The organism is Pseudarthrobacter sp. NPDC092439 (genome assembly GCF_044754945.1).
Classification (GTDB): Bacteria; Actinomycetota; Actinomycetes; order Actinomycetales; family Micrococcaceae; genus Arthrobacter.
Genome location: NZ_JBIVQB010000003.1, coordinates 455,745 through 475,016 on the forward strand (window position 1 = coordinate 455,745; position 19,272 = coordinate 475,016).

Below are 19,272 nucleotides of genomic sequence, written 5' to 3' on the forward strand. Positions count from 1 at the left end.
GGTCCTCTATTTCTATTCTTTGGAGGCGACGACTTTGGCCCCGAGCAGGCGTACGAAGAGGAACGCTGTGACGAAGATCAGGAGGAACGTCAGGGTGGACAGCGCCCCGCCATATCCGGGCTCGAGGTTACCGATGCTGGATCTGACCACGAGGATGGACAGGGTGGTGGTGTCATTGGCACCGTTGGTCAGGATCACCGGCAGGTCGTACATCCGGAGCGCATCGAGCATCCGGAAAAGCACGGCCACCAGCAGTGCCGGCTTGACTAGTGGAAGCGTGATGTTGAAGAAGCGTTTCACTGCACCGGCGCCGTCCACTTTGGCCGCTTCGTACACCTCTGACGGGATGACCTGAAGCCCGGCAAGGATCAGCAAGGCGACGAACGGTGCCGTTTTCCATGTATCAGCGATGACGATCGCGAGCTTCGAGGGCCATTCACTGGCGCCCCAAATAATCGCGGTGCCGAAGAGATGGTTGATGATGCCCCGCGGGTCAAAGGCCCAGCGCCACAGCACAGCGGCCACGGCTGTAGGAACAGCCCACGGAATCAGGACGCTGGCCCGCATCAGTCCCCGGCCGCGGAAGGCTTCGTTCATGATCAGTGCCATGGCAAACCCGATGACCGTTTCCAACACCACCGTCACGGCAGTGAAGAAGTAAGTGGTGTTGAAAGCGGCCCAGAACTCTGCCGCGCCGGAGCCCCATAACGCCTTCGTGTAATTGTCCAGGCCCACAAACTGTATTTCTTCCGGCAGTCCGTCGCTGAACAGGGACCTCCCCATTGCCTGAAGTACCGGATATCCGATCACCAGGGCCAGGACGGCCAATGAGGGGACGATCAGCCAAAAGGCGAGCCGACCTTCAGAGGACCCTTTGCGTGTTGCGGGGACCTTCCCCGGACCAGCATCAACGCTGGTCCGGGGAGCCCGCCTTTCGGATAGTCTTTGCGTCACATCGTCCTACTTGATGGCTTCTGTCAGTTCCTGCTGCATGGCCTGCAAAGCTTCATCGACGGAGACGTCGCCCTGCAGTGCCTTGTAGGCGTTCTTCTGGATCGCCAGGCTCACCGCGTTGTACTTCGCCGTCTTCGGCCGCGGATTGGCTCCCACAAGGGATTCCTTCAAAGTGGGCAGGTAGGGCGAAGCCTTGACCAGTTCGGGGTCGTCGTAGAGGGCAGCTACGACGGACGCCTGGTTCATGTCTTTGACCACGGAGCGCTGCGTCTCATCGGACTGCATGAATTCGATCCAGTCCTTGGCCGTTTCCTTGTGCTTGGAGAAGGCCGAGACTGCCAGGTCAATGCCGCCGAGGCTCGCGACCCCGGGGCCGTCCTTGCCGGGAAGCGTGGCCATACCGAACTTGCCCTTGATTGCGGAACCGTCAGCGCTGGCGGAAGAGTATACGTAGGGCCAGTTGTTAAGGAACATCAACCGCCCCTCCACAAATGCACGCCTGCTTTCCTCTTCCTTGTAGGTCAGGGCTTCTTTGCTGATGTTGCCGTCCTTGACCATGTCGACCAGGAACTTCAGCCCCTCCTTGGCCTCAGGTGTGTTGACGGTTGCAGATTTTCCGTCCTCGCTGAGCACTGCACCGCCTGCGGAATTCAGCGCCTCCACGGTGTTGACCGTCAGGCCTTCGTACTGTGAGAACTGGCCGGCATAGCAATCCATTTTGTGTTGCTTCGCAATTTCACAGGCGGCCCTTAGCTCTTGCCAGGTAACGGGCGCTTTAGGGACCAAATCTGAACGGTAGTAGAGCAGCCCTGCGTTGGTCATGAACGGGGCGCCGTAAAGTTTGCCGTTGTACATGGCCGTGTCCACTGCGCTGGGCAGCAGCCGGTCCCCGCCGAAACGTTCCTTATCCAGCTTTTCGATCCAGCCGCGGGACGCAAACTCGGACGTCCAGACCACATCAGACCAGAGCACATCATATTTATCGCTCTTGGCTTGGAAATTTTGAACGAATGATGTTCGCTGGTCGTCCGGAGACGCCGAGAGCTGCAGCATGGTGACTTTTTCGTCGGGATGCTTGTCGTTCCATATATCGATCCGGTTCTGCATCTCCTGGGTGAAATCTTTACCCGAGGCGAACGTAATGGGTCCGCGTCCACCATCCGCCTTTGCATCCGAACTTGACCCCGCGTTTCCACATCCCGTCAGGGATATCGCTGCCGCCCCAACAGCCGCGATGCAGGTGAACCACATTCTTTTCTGCTTCATGAAAACCCCTTCAACCCGTGGAACCCCGGTGGCCCACTCCTTAAGCTCGCTGCCTGCCACACCGGAGCCAACGCGCTGCACCTCAAGCTACAAGCGGCCAAGATCGACTGTCAAGTAATCGGTTACATTTTTAATCAGAGAATGGAAAAAAGACCCTATTTCCAAGCAATATGATGAAAAGTAATCGATTACATCACTGACGCTCCCGAGCCAACGAGGCGGCACGCTGTTGCTAGCCATCCTGGCCCGAGCCATCGGCCGGGGGGCTGGCCTCTCCCCCTAGCGGAGGTGAACGCGGTGCCGTGCTCGAGGACATGAACCACCGTCCCGAGCATGCCAAGGCATCGATCACGGAAGCAGCTGGAAGGTGGGTGGCAGCGGTGGTCGATCTCCAGGGAGTCGAACAGCGCGCAGGACGGAGACCGGTGTCCAGGACGCCCCCGTTGCATCCGGTGCACGGGAGGCCAGTTTCAGGCGGGGGTCCCACGTACCGGCTTCACCGGGCGGCGCTTCCTGCGGATCAAGTAGCGCGCCACGAGGGCCGCGATGAGACCGGCGAGGGTCACCAGCTGCACCTCGTCGAAAGACAGGCCGTCGATGTTCGGCTGCAGCTCCGTCTCCGTTGCCCAGCCGAAAAACACCTCGCTGACCAGAATCGCGGCGCAGAAGTAGGCCACCGCCGAAAGCAGCCACACCCACTTGGGCAGGCCTTTGCCCACGATCAGACGGGCAATAAGGCCGAATGCCAGCGACATGGCCCCAAGCAGCGCCACGCCGCCGAATCCCAGGTCCCACTGCATGGACGTCTCCTTTCCCTCTGAACCAACCAGCCACTATTTGAGGCTGAGCACCTCGTCGATGGGCCGCCCGTTGACGAACACCTGCGCGCTGGTGACCCCCGACGCCGCCATGGCGGTGTACTCCAGCTGCGCCTTGGCACGCGGGACATCGCACACCCCGCCCAGCGTGAACTGGCCGGTCAGCCAGATGGTAATGGTGCTGCCGCTCAGCTCGCCGCCGACGTACGCGAGGTTCGACTGATACAGGGCATTCACCAGCCCGGACAGGCCAACGTCACGGCTCTTGTTCGCCAGCAGTGTCCTGATGCTGGGGCCCACCTGGTCCATGAAGCGGACCGGCGCCGTGGTGGTGGCCACCGCACTGTCGCCGCAGCCGATGGCAGGCCCGGCCACGCCGTTGTCCCCCACCGCGACGTAGTAGACCGTCAGCGGGGCCACCTGCTCCGGCAGGCCTGTTGGCGCGGGCCCGGCAGTCGGGGGCGGGCTTGCCGGGGCGGACGACGGCGGTACGGACGTCGGGACAGTCGCGGTCGGTGTGGCGGCAGGTGAGGTGGGGGACGCCGTCGTCGTTGACGTCGGGGAGGCGCTGGCCGTCGTCGTCGGGGCGGCGGAGGAGGCGGTCGGGGAAGGGGCCGGAGGCCCGAAGCATCCCGTGAGCATCATTAGGCCCGAGAGCCCCAGAACGCTGAATACCGGGATTTTGGGCCTGGCCATGATGCCCCCTTCGAGAGCGGGCCCGCGGGTGCCGGCCCTGTTCTCAAGCTACGCCCGGGGGTTTATCCGGAACAGGGACCTAAGTCCGTGCGGAAGCGTTCTCGGAAATCCTGCACTAAGTGAGAGAGCGTCGGAAGAAAACCTGCATCAAGTGAGAGAGCGTCGGTGGTGGGCGGGCCTAGAGTGCCGGGCGGAAGTGGCCGGGCCAGTCCTTCAGCCTGATCCGGCTCAGGTCCCGGATGTCGCCCAGGATTCCCCACTCGTCCAGCCCCAGCCGGGCCAGCGGTTCCAGCAGGTCGATCCGCGGGTGGCTGCCGTCCAGCACCGAATCACTCACGGCTGCGTGGGTCACTTCGCCGAACACCAGGGTGGAGTCCCCCATCGGCAGCACCGAGTGGAGCCGGCATTCGAGCACCGCGGGTGATTCCTTCACCCTCGGCGCGCGCACGGTGACGCTGGGCTCGCGGGCCACCCCGGCGGCGTCGAACTCGCTGACCTCCGGCGGGAAATTCGTGCCGGTCGCGTTGATCTCCTCGAGGAGGCTGGCCGGAGCGAGGTTGACGACAAACTCTCCGGACGCCGTGATGTTGCGGAGCGAATCCTTCTCCCCCACCGACGTGAACTGCACGATGGGCGGGCTTGTGGACGCGACGGTGAAGAACGAGTGCGGCGCAAGGTTGTCAATGCCGTCCGGCGAAACACTCGACACCCAGGCAATCGGCCGCGGCACCACCACCGCGGTCAGCAGCCGGTAGAAATCACGGGCGGACGCGGCCGAGGGGCTGAAGTCGGTGCGCATGCCGCCCTACGCCTCCGCGGGAAACGCCCCGGCCCCTGACAGCCCGGAACGCGGAGCCGTGCCCACCTTGCCGCAGATCCAGCGCCCCAGCTCCGTCGCCTTCTGCACATCGATGCCGGTGTGGAATCCAGCCCGCCCGAGCATCCACGCGAGGTCCTCCGTGGAGCTGTTTCCCGCCGCGCCGGGAGCGAACGGGCATCCGCCGAGGCCACCGACGCTGCTGTCGAAGACATCGACGCCCGCCGCCATCGCCGCATAGGTGTTGGCCAGCGCCGTGTGGCGGGTCTCGTGCAGGTGCGCCCTCAACTGCAGGTCAGTTTCCCCGCGCAGCCTGGCGAACGCCTCGCCCACCTGCCACGGCACCGCGCAACCGATCGTGTCCGCCAGCGCCACCTCCGCGAGGTCCGCGCGCGCCATGGCATTGCGTACGACGTCGAGGGTCTGCTCCGCGGGGACGTCACCCTGGTAGGGACATCCGAAAGCGACGGCGGCCGTGACGCTAAGCGGTATGGAGGCGGCCGCGGCAACCGCCGACACTTCCTCCAGGGCGGCGAGCGCGGCGGCAACGGTGGTGTTCTGGTTGGCGGCGGCGAAGGCGTCAGTCACCGGGAGCACATAGTTCATCTCGTCCACCCCGGCGTCGACAGCGCGGTGGGCACCCCGGGTGTTCAGGACCAGGCCGATATAGCTGGCGGCGCCGGTGCGTGGGACGGCCGCCATGACGGCGTCGGCGTCGGCCATCTGGGGAACTGCCTTGGGGTTCACAAAGCTGACGGCTTCGATCCTCTTGGCGCCCAGCCCGATCAGCTCTTGGATGAGCCGGACCTTGTCTTCGGTGCTGACGGGGGTCTTTTCGTTCTGCAGGCCGTCGCGCGGGCTGACGTCCACGATCGAGACGGGCCGGGTTTCATGGGCAAACGCCATCAGATTGCTCCTTCGCTGCGCGCACTCTGCAGGTCTTCTTCGGTGAGGTTCAGCAGGCCCTGGTACACCTCGGCGTTGTGGGAGCCGTGCACCAGGGGTCCGTTCCAGCCGATCCGGCCCGCGGAGCGGGTGAGCTTGGGGACGATTCCCGGCTGGACCACGGTGCCGAGTTCGTCGTCGGGCACTTCCACGAGCATGTCCCGGGCCTTGAGCTGCGGGTCCTCGAAGATGTCTTCAACGGTGCTGACCGTGCTGTTCGGAACACCGTGCTGATCAAGCAGGCTGACCAGCTCGCCGGCGGTGTAGTTCACGGCCCAGTCAGCGATGACGCCTTCCAGCTCCTCCTGGTTGTGGCCCCGCTGCGCATGGTCGCGGTATTTCGGGTCCTCCGCCAGGCCGGGCATACCCATCGCCGCGGCCAGGCGCACGAAGACCGAGTCCTGGTTGGCCGCGATGACCACCCACTTGCCGTCGCTGGAGCGGAAGATGTTCGACGGCGCGATCCCCTTCAGTCCCGAACCGCTGGGTCCCGGAACAATACCGGTGGCGGCATAGTCCGGGACGGCGCTTTCCAGCAGTGAAAAGCAGGCTTCGACGAGCGAGACATCGACCACCTGGCCTGTTCCGCCGCGGGCGTCCCGCCAGTACAGGGCCAGCAGGATCCCCTGCAGGGCGTACAGCGAGCCGAGGCTGTCCCCCAGGGAAATGCCGGTGCGGGGCGGCGGCTGGTCAGGGTAGCCGTTGAGGTGCCGCAGTCCACTGCGTGCCTCGGCGACGGAGGCATACCCGGGCTTCGACGCTTCGGGGCCGGTCTGTCCGTAGCCGGAGACGCGGGCGATGATGAGGCCGGGGTTGATCTTCCACAGCTCTTCAGGGCCGAGTCCAAGCTTTTCCATGGTGCCAGGGCGGAAGTTCTCCAGGATGACGTCGGTTTCCTTGCAGAGCTCCAGGAAAAGCTCCCGGCCGCGCGGGGCCTTCAGGTCCATGGTGACGCACTTCTTGCCACGGGACTGGACCGACCACCACAGGGGATGGTCCTTGATCCGCGCCCGGCCCCATTCACGCATGGGGTCGGGACGGTTGGGAGATTCGACCTTGATGACCTCAGCACCGAAGTCCGCCATCTGCCGTCCCGCGAACGGTCCTGCAATCAGTGATCCCAGTTCGAGGACGCGGACACCGGAGAGCGGACCGGCGCCATTGCCGGGAGCTTCAGCAGCCGCTGCCGCCGTGCCGGTTTCGAAAACCTTCATCAAATCTCAACTCCTGATTCCTGATGCGGACCGCACTCACGCCCGGAGGTCCGTCGGCGCGTCGTACAGAAACCAGTATGCACTGCGCTCCTCATATTGTGAACAAAAAATCACGATATGGGCATGACCTCCGGCGGAAGGCTTCCCCCGATGAGCCGGGTTCCTTCAGCTGCGGCGGCGATGACCGGTTCCACCCAGGAGGCGCACACGTCATAGGGCATCCTCATGGTGGGGCCCATGACGGTGAGTGCGCCGTAGAGCTCGGCCTGCGGCCCGAAGATCGGCACCGACAGGCCGCTGGCCCCGGTAACCCGCTCCCCGGTGGTGATGGCAAAACCGTCCGCACGGGTCTTGGCGACGGCGGCATCGAGGCTTGCCGCGTCGGTGATGGTCCGGTCAGTCATGGACTGGAGGCCCGAGCCGTAGACCCGCTCCGCAAGGTCGTTATTCCAGGCGAGCAAAACACGGCCCGCGGAGCCGGCGTGGAGCGGCATGATGTCGCCAACCTCCACCGCCCGCCGAAGCACGCGCCGGGTCTCGGCCACGGCGATACACACCCTGCTGCCCTGCGACTCGCGGAAGATACACACCGTCTCACCCAGTTCGTCCCGCAGCCGGCGGATCACGGGCGTCAGCAGTTCCAGGAAGTCGAGGCCCTGTCGGGCGGGGGCGGCCCAGTGGGCCATGCGGATTCCGATCCGGAACTGGTCACCCCGGCGGTCGAGCATTCCCTCGTGCAGCATGTTGGTGACCAGGCGCTGCACGGTGGAGTGCGGCAGTCCGGTCTCCGCACGGATTTCGGCGAGGCTCATTTCCGGCCGCACCAACGAGAAGGCATCCAGGATGGCGGTGATCTTCTTCAGCACCAGCAGCGGGGCGGCTGCGTTTTCGGTTGCGCTCATAGCTCGGATCCAGGTCCCTCTCAGTGGCTCTTCGGCGGTTTTTGTAACCCCTTGTAGTGTGACAGACGTTACTGTTAGCCTTGTGCCCACTATATGGCCAACAACCCACAATGTGGTTAGCGGGAGAACAGCAATGACGCAGCCCTTTCAGCCTAGGTCTTCGAAGTACGCGGTCGAGCTCAACGGATGCACCAAGGAGTTCGCAACGCCCGGCGGCGGGTCGTACTTCGCTGTCCGGGACATCGACCTCAAGGTGGAGCCCGGACGCTTTGTCTCCATCGTTGGACCGACGGGGTCCGGCAAGTCCACCATCCTCAACATGGCGGCCGGCCTCCTGAACCCTTCCTCCGGCACGGTCCACAGCTTCGGGGAGCCCGTCCACGGCGTGAACCGCCGGGCCTCCTACATGTTCCAGCAGGACGCCCTGCTGCCGTGGAAGTCGGTCATCGACAATGTCAGCCTGGGCCTCACCATGGCGGGGGTATCCAAGGCCGAGGCCTATGACGAGTCACGCCGCTGGCTTGAACGGGTGGGATTGAAGAACTTCGCCGACCGGTACCCCCACCAGCTTTCCGGCGGCATGCGCAAGCGGACCGCAGTTGCCCAGGCCTGGATCGTCAACCCGGACATCCTGCTGATGGACGAACCCTTCTCCGCACTCGACGTACAGACCCGCCAGATCATGGAGAACGAACTCCTCCAGCTCTGGCAGGAATCCGACAAAGCCGTCGTGTTTATCACCCACGACCTGGACGAAGCCATTGCCCTGTCCGACGAGGTGGTCATCCTCGGAGCGGGGCCGGGCAGCACAGTCGTCGGAAGCTACGAGATCGACATCCCCCGCCCCCGGGACCTCCTTGAAATCCGTGACGATCCCAAGTTCGTCGAACTCCACAGGGAAATCTGGGGCCGCCTCAAGGTTGAGGTATCCAAGACGTACGAATCCGCACGTGAAGAAGAAGAGAGCGACGCAGCATGACCGTGGCACCAGCTCCGAAGAACATACAGCGTTTTCCCCTCCGGAAGGAGCAGAGTCCTGCGGCGGCCCGGCGTCCCAAGCGCAAGCGGCCTGAAGCATCCAACTTTTCCATCCGGATGGGGCAGCTCGGCCTGGCTGTCGCTGTCCTGGGCGCGTGGGAACTGCTGGGACGCGCCGGCATCATCGACCCGTTCTTCTTCCCCCTCCCCTCCGACATCCTGGCGACGGTGTGGGTCTGGATCTCCACGGGCTTCGTCTTTCCGCACCTGTGGATCACCCTGCAGGAAGCGGTCCTCGCCTTCATCACGGGTGCCACGGCCGGCCTGGTCCTCGGCTTCCTGCTGGCCCGCGTGCGCCTCCTCGAGCGGCTCTTCGACCCGTTCCTGCAGATGTTCAACGCACTCCCCCGCGTTGTCCTGGCCCCGATCTTCCTGCTCTGGTTCGGCCTGGGTATCTGGTCCAAGGTTGCCTTCGGCTTCACGCTGGTGTTCTTCATCGTTTTCTTCAACACCCTGGAAGGCGTCAAGAGCGTGGACCGGGTCCTGGTGGACAACGCCAAGATGCTGGGAGCCAGTGAAAAGCAGCTCCTCCGCCACGTCTTCATTCCCAGCGCCCTGACCTGGATCTTCTCCAGCCTCCATATCAGCGTCGGCTTCGCCATTACCGGCGCGGTGGTCGGTGAATACCTTGGCGCCTCGGCAGGTGTCGGCTACGCCATCGCACAGGCCCAGGGTGTGTTCGATACCGAGGGCGTGTTCGCCGGCATGTTCATCCTGATGGTCGTGGTCCTCATCATCGACCTCGGGGTCAACCGGGTGGAACGTCATCTCCTGCGCTGGCGTCCGCCGCAGCAGGCTTCCTAACCAGTCCAAAGCCCATCCGTCCGAAAGGGATTCCCATGTTCAGCTCCGCAAACCGGCAACGACGCCGCGTTTTCCCCGCCAAGCCACTCGCCGTCATCGCCGGCCTGGCCCTTGCACTGTCCGCCTGCGGCGCCCCGCAGTCAGCACCTCCAGGCCAGGGAGGCACCGCCGGCGGAGGCGACGGCGACAAGGTGATTATCGGCGTCGGCGGCCAGACTCTGCTGACCTACCTGCCCACTACGCTGGCCCAGGAACTCGGTTACTACGAGGAGGAGGGCCTGAACGTCGAGCTCCAGGACCTGCAGGGCGGCTCGAAGGCGCTGACGGCGATGGTCGGCGGCAGCACCCACGTCACCAGCGGCTACTATGAGCACGCCATCCAGATGCAGGCCAAGAAGCAGTCCATCAAGGCGTTCGTGAACATGAACCTGTCCTCCGGCCTTGCGCTGGTGGTCGCGGAGAAGAACAAGGACTCCATCAAGTCCGTCGCCGACCTCAAGGGCAAGAACGTGGGCGTCACCTCGCCGGGGTCCTCCACCGACATGTTCGTGAAGTACCTGCTTTCCAAGAACGGCATGAAGCTCGACGCCGCGGCCGTATCGGCGATCGGTGCCGGGTCCTCGGCGGTTGCCGCCGTCGAGCAGGGCCAGGTGGACGCCGCCGTCATGCTCGAGCCGGACGTCACCGTCCTGGCCAAGCGGCTCGGAACCGAGCCGACGATCATCCAGGACGTCCGCACGCCGGAGGGCCTGAAGGAGGTCTTCGGCACCGATGCGTGGCCGTCGTCGAGCCTGTACGCCACGACCGCCTGGCTGGACAAGAACCCGGAGTCGGCCAAGAAGCTGGCCTCAGCCATCAAGAAGACCCTGCAGTTCATCGCGGACCACTCCGGCGAGGAGATCGCCGCGGAAATGCCGGAGAAGTTCGCCGGCGGGGACAAGGACCAGTACGCCAAGGTCATCGAGGAGATGAAGGCGGCCCTGAGCAAGGACGGCGCCTTCACCGAGGAGGGCGTCAAGGCCGTCCTTGAGACGCAGCGGGTAGCCAACCCGGAGGTCGGCGAAACCGAGATCAAGCTCGAGGAAACCTACACCAACGAGTTCGTCAAGTAACACCGCTTCCCTGCGGCCCGCCGGTCCACGGCGGGCCGCAGTTGTCTGTACGCACAGCGCTAAGGAATCCCCGTGGCCCAGAACCTGACCCAGAAGCTCCTCGCCAGCCACCTCGCGTCCGGCGAGCTGACTCCCGGCAGCGACATCACCATCGCCGTGGACCAAATCCTCATCGAGGACGCCACCGGCACCATGACCGCCATGCAGTTCGAGATGCTTGGCGTGGAGTCCATCGCGGTGCCGCTGGCGGTCATGTATGTGGACCACAACGTCCTGCAGATCGATGACAAGAACATGCAGGACCACCACTACCTCCGCACCTTCTCCGCCCGTTACGGGCTGCGCTACTCCCCCGCCGGGCACGGCATCTCGCATTACATCCACCTGGAACACTTCTCCCGGCCGGGCCAGGTCCTGGTGGGTGCTGACTCCCACACCTCCACGGCGGGCGCCCTCGGCATGTTCGCCGTCGGCGCCGGCGGGCTGGAAGTAGCCGTGGCCATGGCAGGCTACGGGTTCGACTTCGTGTGCCCCGCCGTCGTGGGCGTGGAACTGACGGGCACGCTCGGCGCCAATGCCGAAGCCAAGGACGCGGTGCTGGAGCTGCTGCGCCGCCACGGCGTGCGCGGCGGCCGAGGAAAGGTGTTCGAGTTCTACGGCGAAGGGGTGGCGTCCCTGTCCGTCTCGGCGCGGGCAACCATCTGCAACATGATCATCGAAACAGGTGCCGCCACCGCCGTCTTCCCCTCCGATGAGCAGACCCTCGCCTGGCTTCAGGCCCAGCGCCGGGAGGACCAGTTCGTTGCCCTGGCAGCGGACGCAGGGGCAACGTACGACGACGATGAGCGGCTTGATCTCTCGGGTCTCGTTCCGCTCGTGGCGCTGCCGCATTCGCCGGGCAACGTCTGTCCCGTCTCCGAACTGCCGCGCACCGAGGTGGTCCAGGTCTGCGTCGGCTCCTCGGTGAACAGCTCCTATGAGGACCTCGCCACGGTGGCGGCGATCCTCAAGGGGCACACCGTCCATCCGTCCGTCCAGCTCACCGTGACGCCGGGGTCACGTCAGATCCTGCAGACAATCATCGCGTCCGGGGTCTATGAGGACCTGATGCAGGCCGGGGCACGGATGCTCGAGCCGGTGTGCGGCCCGTGCGTGGGCATCGGGCAGGCGCCCACGGAGGGTGCGCCGTCGTTGCGCACGTTCAACCGGAACTTCCCGGGCCGGAGCGGTACCGCGGAGGACAGCGTGTACCTGTGTTCGCCGTCGACCGCTGCTGCCAGCGCGCTGGAAGGCGCGATCGTCGACGCGTCCACCGTCAGCCGCGGCGAGCTCCGCCCCGCCACGCCGCCGCGCCCGGAGGTCCACGACCTGCATATCGCCGGCGTCCTGCCGCTGGACACCCGGCGCGACATCGAGATCGAGCGCGGCAGCAACCTGGTCCCGCCGCCACAGCCGGAACCGCTCCAGGCGGACCTCGACGCCCGGGTGCTCATCGTCGTCGGCGATGACATCTCAACCGGCGACATGGCGCCCGACGGCGCGATCGCCATGTCGGTGTGGTCCAACATCGCCGTGTGCGCGCGCTTCATGTTCCGCCGCCTGGACCCGGAATTCCACGACCGGGCGCTGGAATGGGGCGGCGGGATCATTGTGGGCGGGGAAAACTACGGGCAGGGTTCGTCGCGAGAGCATGCCGCTTTGATCCCGCTGTACCTGGGGGTCAGGGTGGTCGCTGCCCGCAGCTATGCGCGGATCCACCGGCGCAACCTGATCGCCGCCGGGATCGTGCCGCTGAGCCTTCCCTCCGACGCGCACAGCTCAACCGGGCAGCGCTGGGTGATCGACGGGCTGGCTGACGCCCTGGCCTCTGGCGCGGACTCCGTCACCGCCCGCGTTGACGGGGACGCGGAGCTGGTGCTGGGGCTCGATTTCTCGCCGGCCGAACGTGCTGTCCTCCTGGCCGGAGGCCTGCTGGCCCAGGTGCGCGCCGGCGGGCGCTCCCTGCTGGCGGGCGACGCCGTGGTACAGGACGACGCGGCAGGCATCGCGCCGGTCCGGTCCGCACAGTGAGGCGGGCCGCCGTCGAGCCTGTGCGAAATCCAGCACGCCGGCCGGGACAACGGGCCACGGCCATCGCGGCGCTGACGACGGTGGTGGCGGTGCTGCCGGTCTTCCTGGTCGGCGGGCTGGCTGTCCAGCTCGAGCAGGACCTGGGCATGACGGCGTCGGCACTCGGCGTCGCCGTGGCCACCTTCTGGGCCGTGTCGGCGCTGCTCTCCGCCCCGGCCGGGTATGTGGCCAGCGGACTGGGGCTCCGCCGCGGGATTCCGCTCGCCGTCGGGCTGGGCTTTATTGCATTGGCCGGCATCGCGTTCGTCACCCCGCACTGGGCGTGGCTGATCGTCTGGCTCAGTTTCGCAGGTGCCCCCAACGCCCTGAGCCATCCGCTGTCCAACGGCCTGATCGTCGACCAGGTGGCGGTGCGTAACCGCGCCTTCTCGTTTGGCCTCAAGCAGGCGGCCATTCCGACGGCGACGCTCACCGCCGGTCTGTCAGTCCCGGTGTTCGCGCTCACCGTGGGGTGGAACTGGACCTTTGCGCTGGCGGCTCTGCTGGCGGCGTCGCTGATCCCGGTGGTCCTCCGCACCCTCCCGCGCCGTGCTCCCGTCCCGCGGCGCTCCGGCAAAGCTGGCAGGGAGCCGCTCCCCCGGCGGCTGAAGCCGTTCCTGTTTGCTACCGCGGCGGCCAGTGCCCTGGGGGCGGGGCAGGCCAACGTGGTGGGTGCTTTCACTGTGACGATGGCTGTGCAGGCGGGTTTCGATGCCGCCGGCGCGGGCCTGTTGCTGGGTGCTGCCAGCGTGGCCGGGATTCTGGCCCGCCCGCTGGTGGGTATCGCTGCGGACCGTGGGATCGGCGGCTCTATGGCCACGGTGGCCCTGATGATGGGGGCCGGGAGCCTGGGGCTGCTCGGCATGGCGTCCGGTTTCCCGGTCGCCTATGCGGCCGGGGCCGTGGTCGCGTTCGGCCTGGGCTGGGGCTGGAACGGCCTGGCTCACTACGTGGTCGCACGCACGGCGCATCCGTTCACCGCCCAGGCCACGGGGATCACCCAGAGCGGCACCTACATCGGCGGGACGCTGGGGCCCTTGCTGTTCGGGATCGTGTTCTCCCAGTTCAGTCCGGCCGTGGGTTGGACGCTTGCAGCGGTGGTCGCAGCAGCCGGGGCGGGGGCCTCGCTGGTCGCGTTCCGTTTGGAGAAGGGTTTGCGGGGCGGTTCTTAGTCGCCGCGTGTCGCGGTGCCGAGGATGTGGAAGGAGACCGGCGTGCGAGCCTCGGGAAACAGGTACCGCTCCAGGCTCTCGATGGTAAACCCGGCATCTTCGATGGCCGCAGCGGTATCGCGGCCGGTGTGGCATCCTCCTGCCACGCTGGGCCAGAGGGTGGCATCGAGCACCCGTTGAACCCGCGCGAGGCCGGGTGTGTCCGCCCGGACATGTTCGAGGAAACGCAATTGTCCGCCAGGTTTGAGCACCCGGCGGATTTCCTGCAGGGCCGCCGCCTGGTCGGCCACGGAGCACAGGACCAACGACACCACCACCGCGTCGGCGCTGGCGTCCGCGAAGGGAAGGCTCTCCGCGAGGCCATCGACCACCTCTACCGGTACCGGAGCCTGCTTGGCCGCTTCGCCGGCGAGGCGCCGCAGGCGCGGTTCCGGCTCCACGGCCAGGACACGGGCGACGGTAGGCGGGTAGTGCGGAAAGTTAAGCCCGTCGCCGGCGCCTACCTCGACCACCTCGCCGGAGAGGCCGGTGAGCAACGCGCGGCGGCGCTGGTCCATGCCGCCGCGCTCCATCGCCTTACCCATCGCGGGGTAGAGCCGCGCGAACACCGGATGATGGACTGCCATGCTGGCCACTGTACCGGGCTTCGGGGAGTACGACGGCGGTGCCTCCTTCTACGTGCAGCCCGGCTGCGGCGGTGCTTGGGTGCTGTATCACCGCTTCCGGCCCTCCCCTGAGAGAGTTTTCCCATGAACACAACACGTCCTGCCGTCACCGTGGTCGGCAGCATCAACTTGGACCTGATCGCCACCGCCGAGCGGCTCCCGACGGCGGGCGAAACCACCGGCGGCGCCGTGCTGTCCGAGCAGCCTGGCGGCAAGGGCGCCAACCAGGCCGCGGCGGCCGCCCGGCTGGACGGGTCTGCCCGGATGGTGGGCGCTTTGGGACAGGACGCCGCTGGCAAGCGGATGCTCGATGCCCTGGCGGCTGCCGGCGTGGAGACAGCCGACGTTGCTGTCATGCCGGAGCCGACCGGGACCGCGCTGATCCTGGTGGACCGCGACGGCGAGAACCAGATCATGGTATGCCCCGGGCGCCAACTCGCACCTCTCGCTGGACGCGGTGGAGTTCGGGCCGGAGGAGACGGTGCTGTGCCAGCTGGAGGTGGGCCTGGACGTGGTGCTGGAGGCGGCCCGGAAGACCCCCGGGTTCTTTGTGCTGAACGCGGCGCCGGCCATGGACCTGCCGGCGGAGCTGCTGGAGCGGTGCAACCTGGTGATCGTCAACGAGAGTGAGTATGCCCTGATCCCGGCGCTGGCTGAGGCGAAGCTGATGGCGGTGACATACGGCAAGGACGGCTCGGCGATGTTCGAGCATGGCCGGAGGGTGGCCGAGGCGCCGCCCACTGCCGTTGAGGTAGTGAACACGGTGGGCGCGGGGACGCGTTCTGCGCGGCCCTGATCCTGGCGCTGCGGAGCGGGCTGGCCTACACGCGGGCACTCGCTGTGGCGAATGCCGTGGGAGCCGACGCCGTGGGCGATCCTTCGTCACAGCCGGATTTGGCACACCTGGGCCACTACGTGGAGCTGACTGCTCCAACTACCGACGCGCCGTGACCGTTCCGCTGCCAGCGTCCGTCACGCCGCGGCGTGCTTTGCCGGTGGACTTTCCCGAGCTGCGCCGGATCACCCGCGACGTGTATCTGCAGGCTGGGCACTTCGCGGCCGATCATCCGTACATGAGCGTGTGATGGAGGACGTGGAGCACCGCGCTGAGCATTCAGAGATGCGTGGCGGAGGCGGTTGGGAGGTGGTGGCTGCGGTGACGCTGACATTCGCCGGCCAGCAGCCCAGACATCCCGCCTCAGCGGTGAGGAAAGCAGCCGTTTATCTCCCACCCGGTCCCTGTGCCGGCCAGGCCGCAGGCGAACATCCTCGCACCGGCTGCGCCGGCCCGGTAGGCCTTTGGTTACGGAAGTGCGAGAGCATCGGGAAAAAGCCACGTTAACTGCGAGAGCGTCCGAGAAGAAGCGACGTTAAGGGATAGAGCGTCGGAGGGACGACGGCGGCCTGCCGGTGGTTGGGTCCGTCGAGTTCCGACGAGCCCAACCATCGGGTTTCGACGGGCTCAACCGCCGGTTAGCGGGTGTGGTGGCTGGGCTGCAGTTCGTACACCGGCGTCTCCAGCCCCTCCATCCGGGCCTTCAGCTGCAGGGCCAGGTAGGAGGAGTAATGCCGGCTCTGGTGCAGGTTGCCGCCGTGGATCCAGAGGTTGGGGACGTTGGTTGGTTTCCACATATTGCGCAGCTCCCCCTCCCACGGCCAGGGTCTTTTGGCGTGTCCGAGCCGTAGCCCCAGCACTTGCCTACCCGGTCCGCGATCTCGGGTGAGACCAGGTCCGCCAGCCAGCCGTTCATGGAGCCGTACCCGGTGGCGTAGACAATCAGGTCGGCCTCCAGCTCGGTGCCGTCATCCATCACCACGGCGTTGCCGGTGATCTTGGCGACCTGCCCGTTCTTCAGCTTCACCCTGCCGTCGATGATGAGCTGGGAGGCGCCGACGTCGATGTAGTAGCCGGAGCCGCGCCGCAGGTATTTCAGGAACAGGCCGGACCCGTCCACGCCGAAGTCCAGCTCGAACCCGGCGGCCTCCAGCTGCGGGTAGAACTCCGCGTCCCGCTTCGCCATCTCCTGGTACACGGGCACCTGCGCCTCGGGCAGGATGCGCATGGGCAGCGACGCGAACAGCAGGTCGGCCTTCTCGGTGGTCACCCCGGCAGCCAGCGCCTTCTCCGAGTACAGGTCCATATTGTGAAGGACATGGATGGGAAACAAGAAATAAGTCCTGCAGGGTCGCAGGCTAACGAAGTTAGTCTTTCGGATTATTCCAGCGAAGAACTTCTGGCGGAGTTGGCTCGGCGGCTCCACACTGCATCAGTGGAGCTAGAACTTCTCCGTGGCCTGCCGCGTACTGACAGCCGAAGTCTCGGTCAAAGTCCGGTGCGGGACCTTCCCGAGACCGCAGAAGGGCTATTGGCAATCATTAGCGCCGACTCCCGGACACAGGGGGCTAGCAGCGCTTGGGACAGCCAGGACCCGTACACATCCGTAAAACTTCGTAGGAAGAAAGCCATAGTTAAGCTTGCACGGGTATGGACTCGCATGGCACTGGATCCATCGAAGCTCCGCAATGGCGAGATCAACCGCCGTCGCTTGGAACGCGAGACTGGTATTGCCAGAAATACAATGCGCCCATACCTCGACGCTGGCTTGGCGTTGCACAAGGCTGGACGCCTCTATCTCGACAGCGACCCGTCGGAGCTCGATATCCGCATCGTTGACAAATCAATGGACGAGGGTGAGCGCGGTCGCATGCGCGAAAGTAAGTCGAAGGTAAAAAGTGATTTTTAGGTGCGACTCAGAATTCGCTAGAGCTTGGAGGAGGAACCAGCAATCGAGAAGTTTTTCCTGATAGTCGACGATAAAGAAGTTGCATTCATCCGGTCAGTGCTCGATAGCGCAGGTTAAGCGGAAGTAATGGCGCTGCTCGCCAATGAAGTCCAAGACCGTCAGCACCGCTTTGCCGTAGCCGAGTCCCAGCTGCTGAAGACAGAGAGTCCACTCTCAGTGATGCAGCGACTCCAAGACATGTGAGTTGCGGGTGTCGGTGACTTTCGGCACAGATCTAAACCAAGCTGAACCTGCGGCAGTGAAGACTGACATGTGCAGGCCGTGAACCCGCCTGTCCGAGCCGTCAAGACGCGACGCGAAACCGAGTTACAGCATCCTGCTTCGCTCGGCCAGATATGCTCTAGGGATGCCGCCTGTGTGTTGCTAAGCCAGATGTCAGCGGTGGGTAGTAGTTTGAATAAACGCGGCTGACAGCCGCCGATGATTCTCACGTCTTGGGCGTGTAAAGAGCAGTAAAGAGGCAAGCGTGGGAGCTATCCCCATTATTGATATTTTTGCCGGGCCAGGAGGCCTGGGCGAGGGATTTGCGTCGGTCGCGGCTGAGGGGCAGCCTGTTTTCGAGTCGGTCGCTGCCATTGAAATGGAACGGTCGGCTCACTCAACTCTGACGTTGCGAAGTGCCTTTCGGGACCTGCGGGACCGAGGCCAGGTCCCCCGCGCCTACTACCGGTTCCTCCGTGCAGAGATTGGTGAGCGTGAGCTCCGCCAAGACGGGAAGATGGCTGCCGCTTTCGAGCGAGCCTCACGCCACGTCCACCAACTTGAACTCGGTCCTGATACACGAGAAGTGTCGGACCTTCACATAAAGGTTGGGCTGGACGGAGCGACGAACTGGGTTCTTATTGGCGGGCCACCCTGCCAGGCTTATTCCTTGGTTGGCCGTTCTCGAAGAGCCAATGACCTGACCTTTGAAGATGACAAAAAGCACTTCCTGTACCAGGAATACCTTCACATAATCAGGAAGTTCTCTCCGGCCGTTTTCGTCATGGAGAACGTTAAGGGGCTGCTCTCATCGACGCACGGCGGACAACCCATGTTTGCACGGATTCGAGAGGATCTTAAGAACGAGGGTGGCGATGCGGAGTACGTCATCTACTCACTTACTGTTCCTGATGAACCAGAAGAGCTATCACCTCGAGATTTCGTCATAAGGTCAGAAGAATACGGCGTGCCGCAACAGCGCCACCGTGTAATCCTCCTAGGCGTCCGCTCTGACATAGGCAAGAAGCCTATGATCCTTCAAAAGCGCAAGCAACAAGCAACCGTCAGGGAGGCTATAGGGGATCTCCCCGCTATACGGTCTCGCATTTCGCGCGGCCGTGACGACGTTCATCTTTGGGCAGGCATACGTAGTTTGGCACAGCGCATGGTCAAGGAGTCTGTGGCCGGCTTTGAAGAGCCGCTCCGACCAGTCCCGCCTCTTGGCCAAGAATTTGTTCGAGGGCATAAGAACACCCAACTCGACACTGATCTCCAGCGCTGGCTGGCCGATCCGGCCATTGGCGGATTTGCCAACCATGTGTCCCGAGGTCACATGGAAGCAGATCTATACAGGTACTTCTTCGCCGCAGCCTTCGGGGCCGTTAACCTCCGGTCCCCCCTCCTGTCAGAGTTCGCAGTTGACCTCCTCCCCAACCACAATGCTGCCAGGTTGGAATCCAAAGCGTTCGCCGATCGCTTTAAAGTTCAGGTTTGGGATAGACCATCTTCAACTGTGGTCTCTCACATAGCCAAAGATGGTCACTATTACATTCACCCAGATCCTTCCCAAATGCGGAGTCTGACGGTGCGCGAAGCTGCAAGGCTTCAGACATTTCCCGATAACTACGCGTTTTTAGGCAACAGAACGCAGCAATATACGCAGATCGGGAACGCGGTGCCGCCCTACCTCGCGTACCAGATCGGCCACATTGTGCGGGAACTACTGAACTAGCTACACGGGTTAGACCATGGGGG

At 64.6% G+C, this 19,272-nt stretch carries 17 protein-coding genes and 2 pseudogenes; 9 read left to right on the forward strand and 10 right to left on the reverse strand.

Features of this window, described 5'->3' with window-relative positions; translation table 11 throughout:
- Positions 1-12: 12 nt before the first annotated feature.
- The 8 genes from ACIQCM_RS10175 to ACIQCM_RS10210 all read right to left on the reverse strand — a co-directional run bounded on the left by ACIQCM_RS10175 (position 13) and on the right by ACIQCM_RS10210 (position 7,612).
- Positions 13-783: a carbohydrate ABC transporter permease gene (locus ACIQCM_RS10175; RefSeq protein ID WP_400605592.1), complete on the reverse strand. Its 771-nt coding sequence runs from the start codon at positions 781-783 to the stop codon at positions 13-15.
- Positions 784-960: 177 nt separating this feature from the next.
- Positions 961-2,220, reverse strand: coding sequence for an ABC transporter substrate-binding protein (locus tag ACIQCM_RS10180; protein ID WP_400605590.1), 1,260 nt, complete (start codon positions 2,218-2,220; stop codon positions 961-963).
- Positions 2,221-2,690: 470 nt separating this feature from the next.
- Positions 2,691-3,020 carry a hypothetical protein gene (locus tag ACIQCM_RS10185; protein ID WP_400605588.1) on the reverse strand — a complete coding sequence of 110 codons (330 nt, stop codon included), beginning with the start codon at positions 3,018-3,020 and terminating at the stop codon, positions 2,691-2,693.
- Between the two features lie 33 nt (positions 3,021-3,053).
- The gene (locus ACIQCM_RS10190; protein ID WP_400605585.1) at positions 3,054-3,734 is read right to left on the reverse strand and encodes a hypothetical protein; all 681 of its coding nucleotides are present in this window, start codon (positions 3,732-3,734) and stop codon (positions 3,054-3,056) included.
- A 178-nt stretch (positions 3,735-3,912) separates the two neighbouring features.
- Positions 3,913-4,533, reverse strand: a complete 621-nt coding sequence (locus tag ACIQCM_RS10195) for a flavin reductase family protein (RefSeq protein WP_400605583.1) — start codon at positions 4,531-4,533, stop codon at positions 3,913-3,915.
- Between the two features lie 6 nt (positions 4,534-4,539).
- On the reverse strand, positions 4,540-5,457 hold the full coding sequence (locus ACIQCM_RS10200; RefSeq protein WP_400605580.1) for a hydroxymethylglutaryl-CoA lyase: 918 nt from the start codon (positions 5,455-5,457) through the stop codon (positions 4,540-4,542).
- Complete coding sequence (locus ACIQCM_RS10205) at positions 5,457-6,710, reverse strand: CaiB/BaiF CoA transferase family protein (RefSeq protein ID WP_400605578.1); 1,254 nt, start codon at positions 6,708-6,710, stop codon at positions 5,457-5,459. Before ACIQCM_RS10205 ends, ACIQCM_RS10200 begins: the two co-directional genes overlap by 1 nt.
- Before the next feature lie 110 nt (positions 6,711-6,820).
- A complete protein-coding gene (locus ACIQCM_RS10210) occupies positions 6,821-7,612 on the reverse strand; it encodes an IclR family transcriptional regulator (protein WP_400605576.1) in 792 nt (263 codons plus the stop codon).
- A 133-nt stretch (positions 7,613-7,745) separates the two neighbouring features.
- On the opposite strand from ACIQCM_RS10210, the gene ACIQCM_RS10215 reads away from it, so the two are divergent.
- The 5 genes from ACIQCM_RS10215 to ACIQCM_RS10235 all read left to right on the forward strand — a co-directional run bounded on the left by ACIQCM_RS10215 (position 7,746) and on the right by ACIQCM_RS10235 (position 13,847).
- On the forward strand, positions 7,746-8,591 hold the full coding sequence (locus ACIQCM_RS10215; protein WP_400605573.1) for an ABC transporter ATP-binding protein: 846 nt from the start codon (positions 7,746-7,748) through the stop codon (positions 8,589-8,591).
- Positions 8,588-9,454, forward strand: a complete 867-nt coding sequence (locus ACIQCM_RS10220; protein ID WP_400605571.1) for an ABC transporter permease — start codon at positions 8,588-8,590, stop codon at positions 9,452-9,454. The genes ACIQCM_RS10215 and ACIQCM_RS10220 overlap by 4 nt, the downstream gene beginning before the upstream one ends.
- A gap of 35 nt (positions 9,455-9,489) precedes the next feature.
- Positions 9,490-10,566 carry an ABC transporter substrate-binding protein gene (locus tag ACIQCM_RS10225; protein WP_400605569.1) on the forward strand — a complete coding sequence of 359 codons (1,077 nt, stop codon included), beginning with the start codon at positions 9,490-9,492 and terminating at the stop codon, positions 10,564-10,566.
- Between the two features lie 72 nt (positions 10,567-10,638).
- Positions 10,639-12,636 carry an aconitate hydratase gene (locus tag ACIQCM_RS10230; protein WP_400605566.1) on the forward strand — a complete coding sequence of 666 codons (1,998 nt, stop codon included), beginning with the start codon at positions 10,639-10,641 and terminating at the stop codon, positions 12,634-12,636.
- Positions 12,637-12,656: 20 nt separating this feature from the next.
- Positions 12,657-13,847 carry an MFS transporter gene (locus ACIQCM_RS10235; protein WP_400605564.1) on the forward strand — a complete coding sequence of 397 codons (1,191 nt, stop codon included), beginning with the start codon at positions 12,657-12,659 and terminating at the stop codon, positions 13,845-13,847.
- On the opposite strand, the gene ACIQCM_RS10240 is transcribed toward ACIQCM_RS10235, so the two are convergent.
- Entirely contained in the window at positions 13,844-14,473 is a 630-nt protein-coding gene (locus tag ACIQCM_RS10240) for a class I SAM-dependent methyltransferase (RefSeq protein WP_400605562.1), read from the reverse strand. The two genes, ACIQCM_RS10235 and ACIQCM_RS10240, sit on opposite strands and share 4 nt — an antisense overlap.
- A gap of 123 nt (positions 14,474-14,596) precedes the next feature.
- On the opposite strand from ACIQCM_RS10240, the pseudogene ACIQCM_RS10245 reads away from it, so the two are divergent.
- Positions 14,597-15,463: pseudogene (locus tag ACIQCM_RS10245) on the forward strand (ribokinase).
- On the forward strand, positions 15,460-15,597 hold the full coding sequence (locus tag ACIQCM_RS10250; protein WP_400605559.1) for a hypothetical protein: 138 nt from the start codon (positions 15,460-15,462) through the stop codon (positions 15,595-15,597). Before ACIQCM_RS10245 ends, ACIQCM_RS10250 begins: the two are co-directional and overlap by 4 nt.
- A 388-nt stretch (positions 15,598-15,985) precedes the next feature.
- Here the strand turns inward: ACIQCM_RS10250 and ACIQCM_RS10255 are convergent.
- Positions 15,986-16,650, reverse strand: a pseudogene (locus tag ACIQCM_RS10255) (NAD(P)/FAD-dependent oxidoreductase); the annotation flags it as partial.
- A 357-nt stretch (positions 16,651-17,007) separates the two neighbouring features.
- On the opposite strand from ACIQCM_RS10255, the gene ACIQCM_RS10260 reads away from it, so the two are divergent.
- The gene (locus ACIQCM_RS10260) at positions 17,008-17,256 is read left to right on the forward strand and encodes a hypothetical protein (protein WP_400605557.1); all 249 of its coding nucleotides are present in this window, start codon (positions 17,008-17,010) and stop codon (positions 17,254-17,256) included.
- 526 nt (positions 17,257-17,782) lie between these two features.
- Complete coding sequence (locus tag ACIQCM_RS10265) at positions 17,783-19,249, forward strand: DNA cytosine methyltransferase (protein ID WP_400605554.1); 1,467 nt, start codon at positions 17,783-17,785, stop codon at positions 19,247-19,249.
- Positions 19,250-19,272: the final 23 nt, after the last annotated feature.

Bases quoted from the DNA above. Each gene is read 5' to 3' on its own strand.
- ACIQCM_RS10220 (WP_400605571.1), top strand. From the start codon at position 8,588: ATGACCGTGGCACCAGCTCCGAAGAACATACAGCGTTTTCCCCTCCGG.
- ACIQCM_RS10205 (WP_400605578.1), bottom strand. From the start codon at position 6,710: ATGAAGGTTTTCGAAACCGGCACGGCGGCAGCGGCTGCTGAAGCTCCC.
- ACIQCM_RS10175 (WP_400605592.1), bottom strand. From the start codon at position 783: ATGGGGAGGTCCCTGTTCAGCGACGGACTGCCGGAAGAAATACAGTTT.
- ACIQCM_RS10215 (WP_400605573.1), top strand. From the start codon at position 7,746: ATGACGCAGCCCTTTCAGCCTAGGTCTTCGAAGTACGCGGTCGAGCTC.
- ACIQCM_RS10225 (WP_400605569.1), top strand. From the start codon at position 9,490: ATGTTCAGCTCCGCAAACCGGCAACGACGCCGCGTTTTCCCCGCCAAG.
- ACIQCM_RS10210 (WP_400605576.1), bottom strand. From the start codon at position 7,612: ATGAGCGCAACCGAAAACGCAGCCGCCCCGCTGCTGGTGCTGAAGAAG.
- ACIQCM_RS10185 (WP_400605588.1), bottom strand. From the start codon at position 3,020: ATGCAGTGGGACCTGGGATTCGGCGGCGTGGCGCTGCTTGGGGCCATG.
- ACIQCM_RS10190 (WP_400605585.1), bottom strand. From the start codon at position 3,734: ATGGCCAGGCCCAAAATCCCGGTATTCAGCGTTCTGGGGCTCTCGGGC.
- ACIQCM_RS10195 (WP_400605583.1), bottom strand. From the start codon at position 4,533: ATGCGCACCGACTTCAGCCCCTCGGCCGCGTCCGCCCGTGATTTCTAC.
- ACIQCM_RS10240 (WP_400605562.1), bottom strand. From the start codon at position 14,473: ATGGCAGTCCATCATCCGGTGTTCGCGCGGCTCTACCCCGCGATGGGT.
- ACIQCM_RS10260 (WP_400605557.1), top strand. From the start codon at position 17,008: ATGGCACTGGATCCATCGAAGCTCCGCAATGGCGAGATCAACCGCCGT.
- ACIQCM_RS10180 (WP_400605590.1), bottom strand. From the start codon at position 2,220: ATGAAGCAGAAAAGAATGTGGTTCACCTGCATCGCGGCTGTTGGGGCG.
- ACIQCM_RS10200 (WP_400605580.1), bottom strand. From the start codon at position 5,457: ATGGCGTTTGCCCATGAAACCCGGCCCGTCTCGATCGTGGACGTCAGC.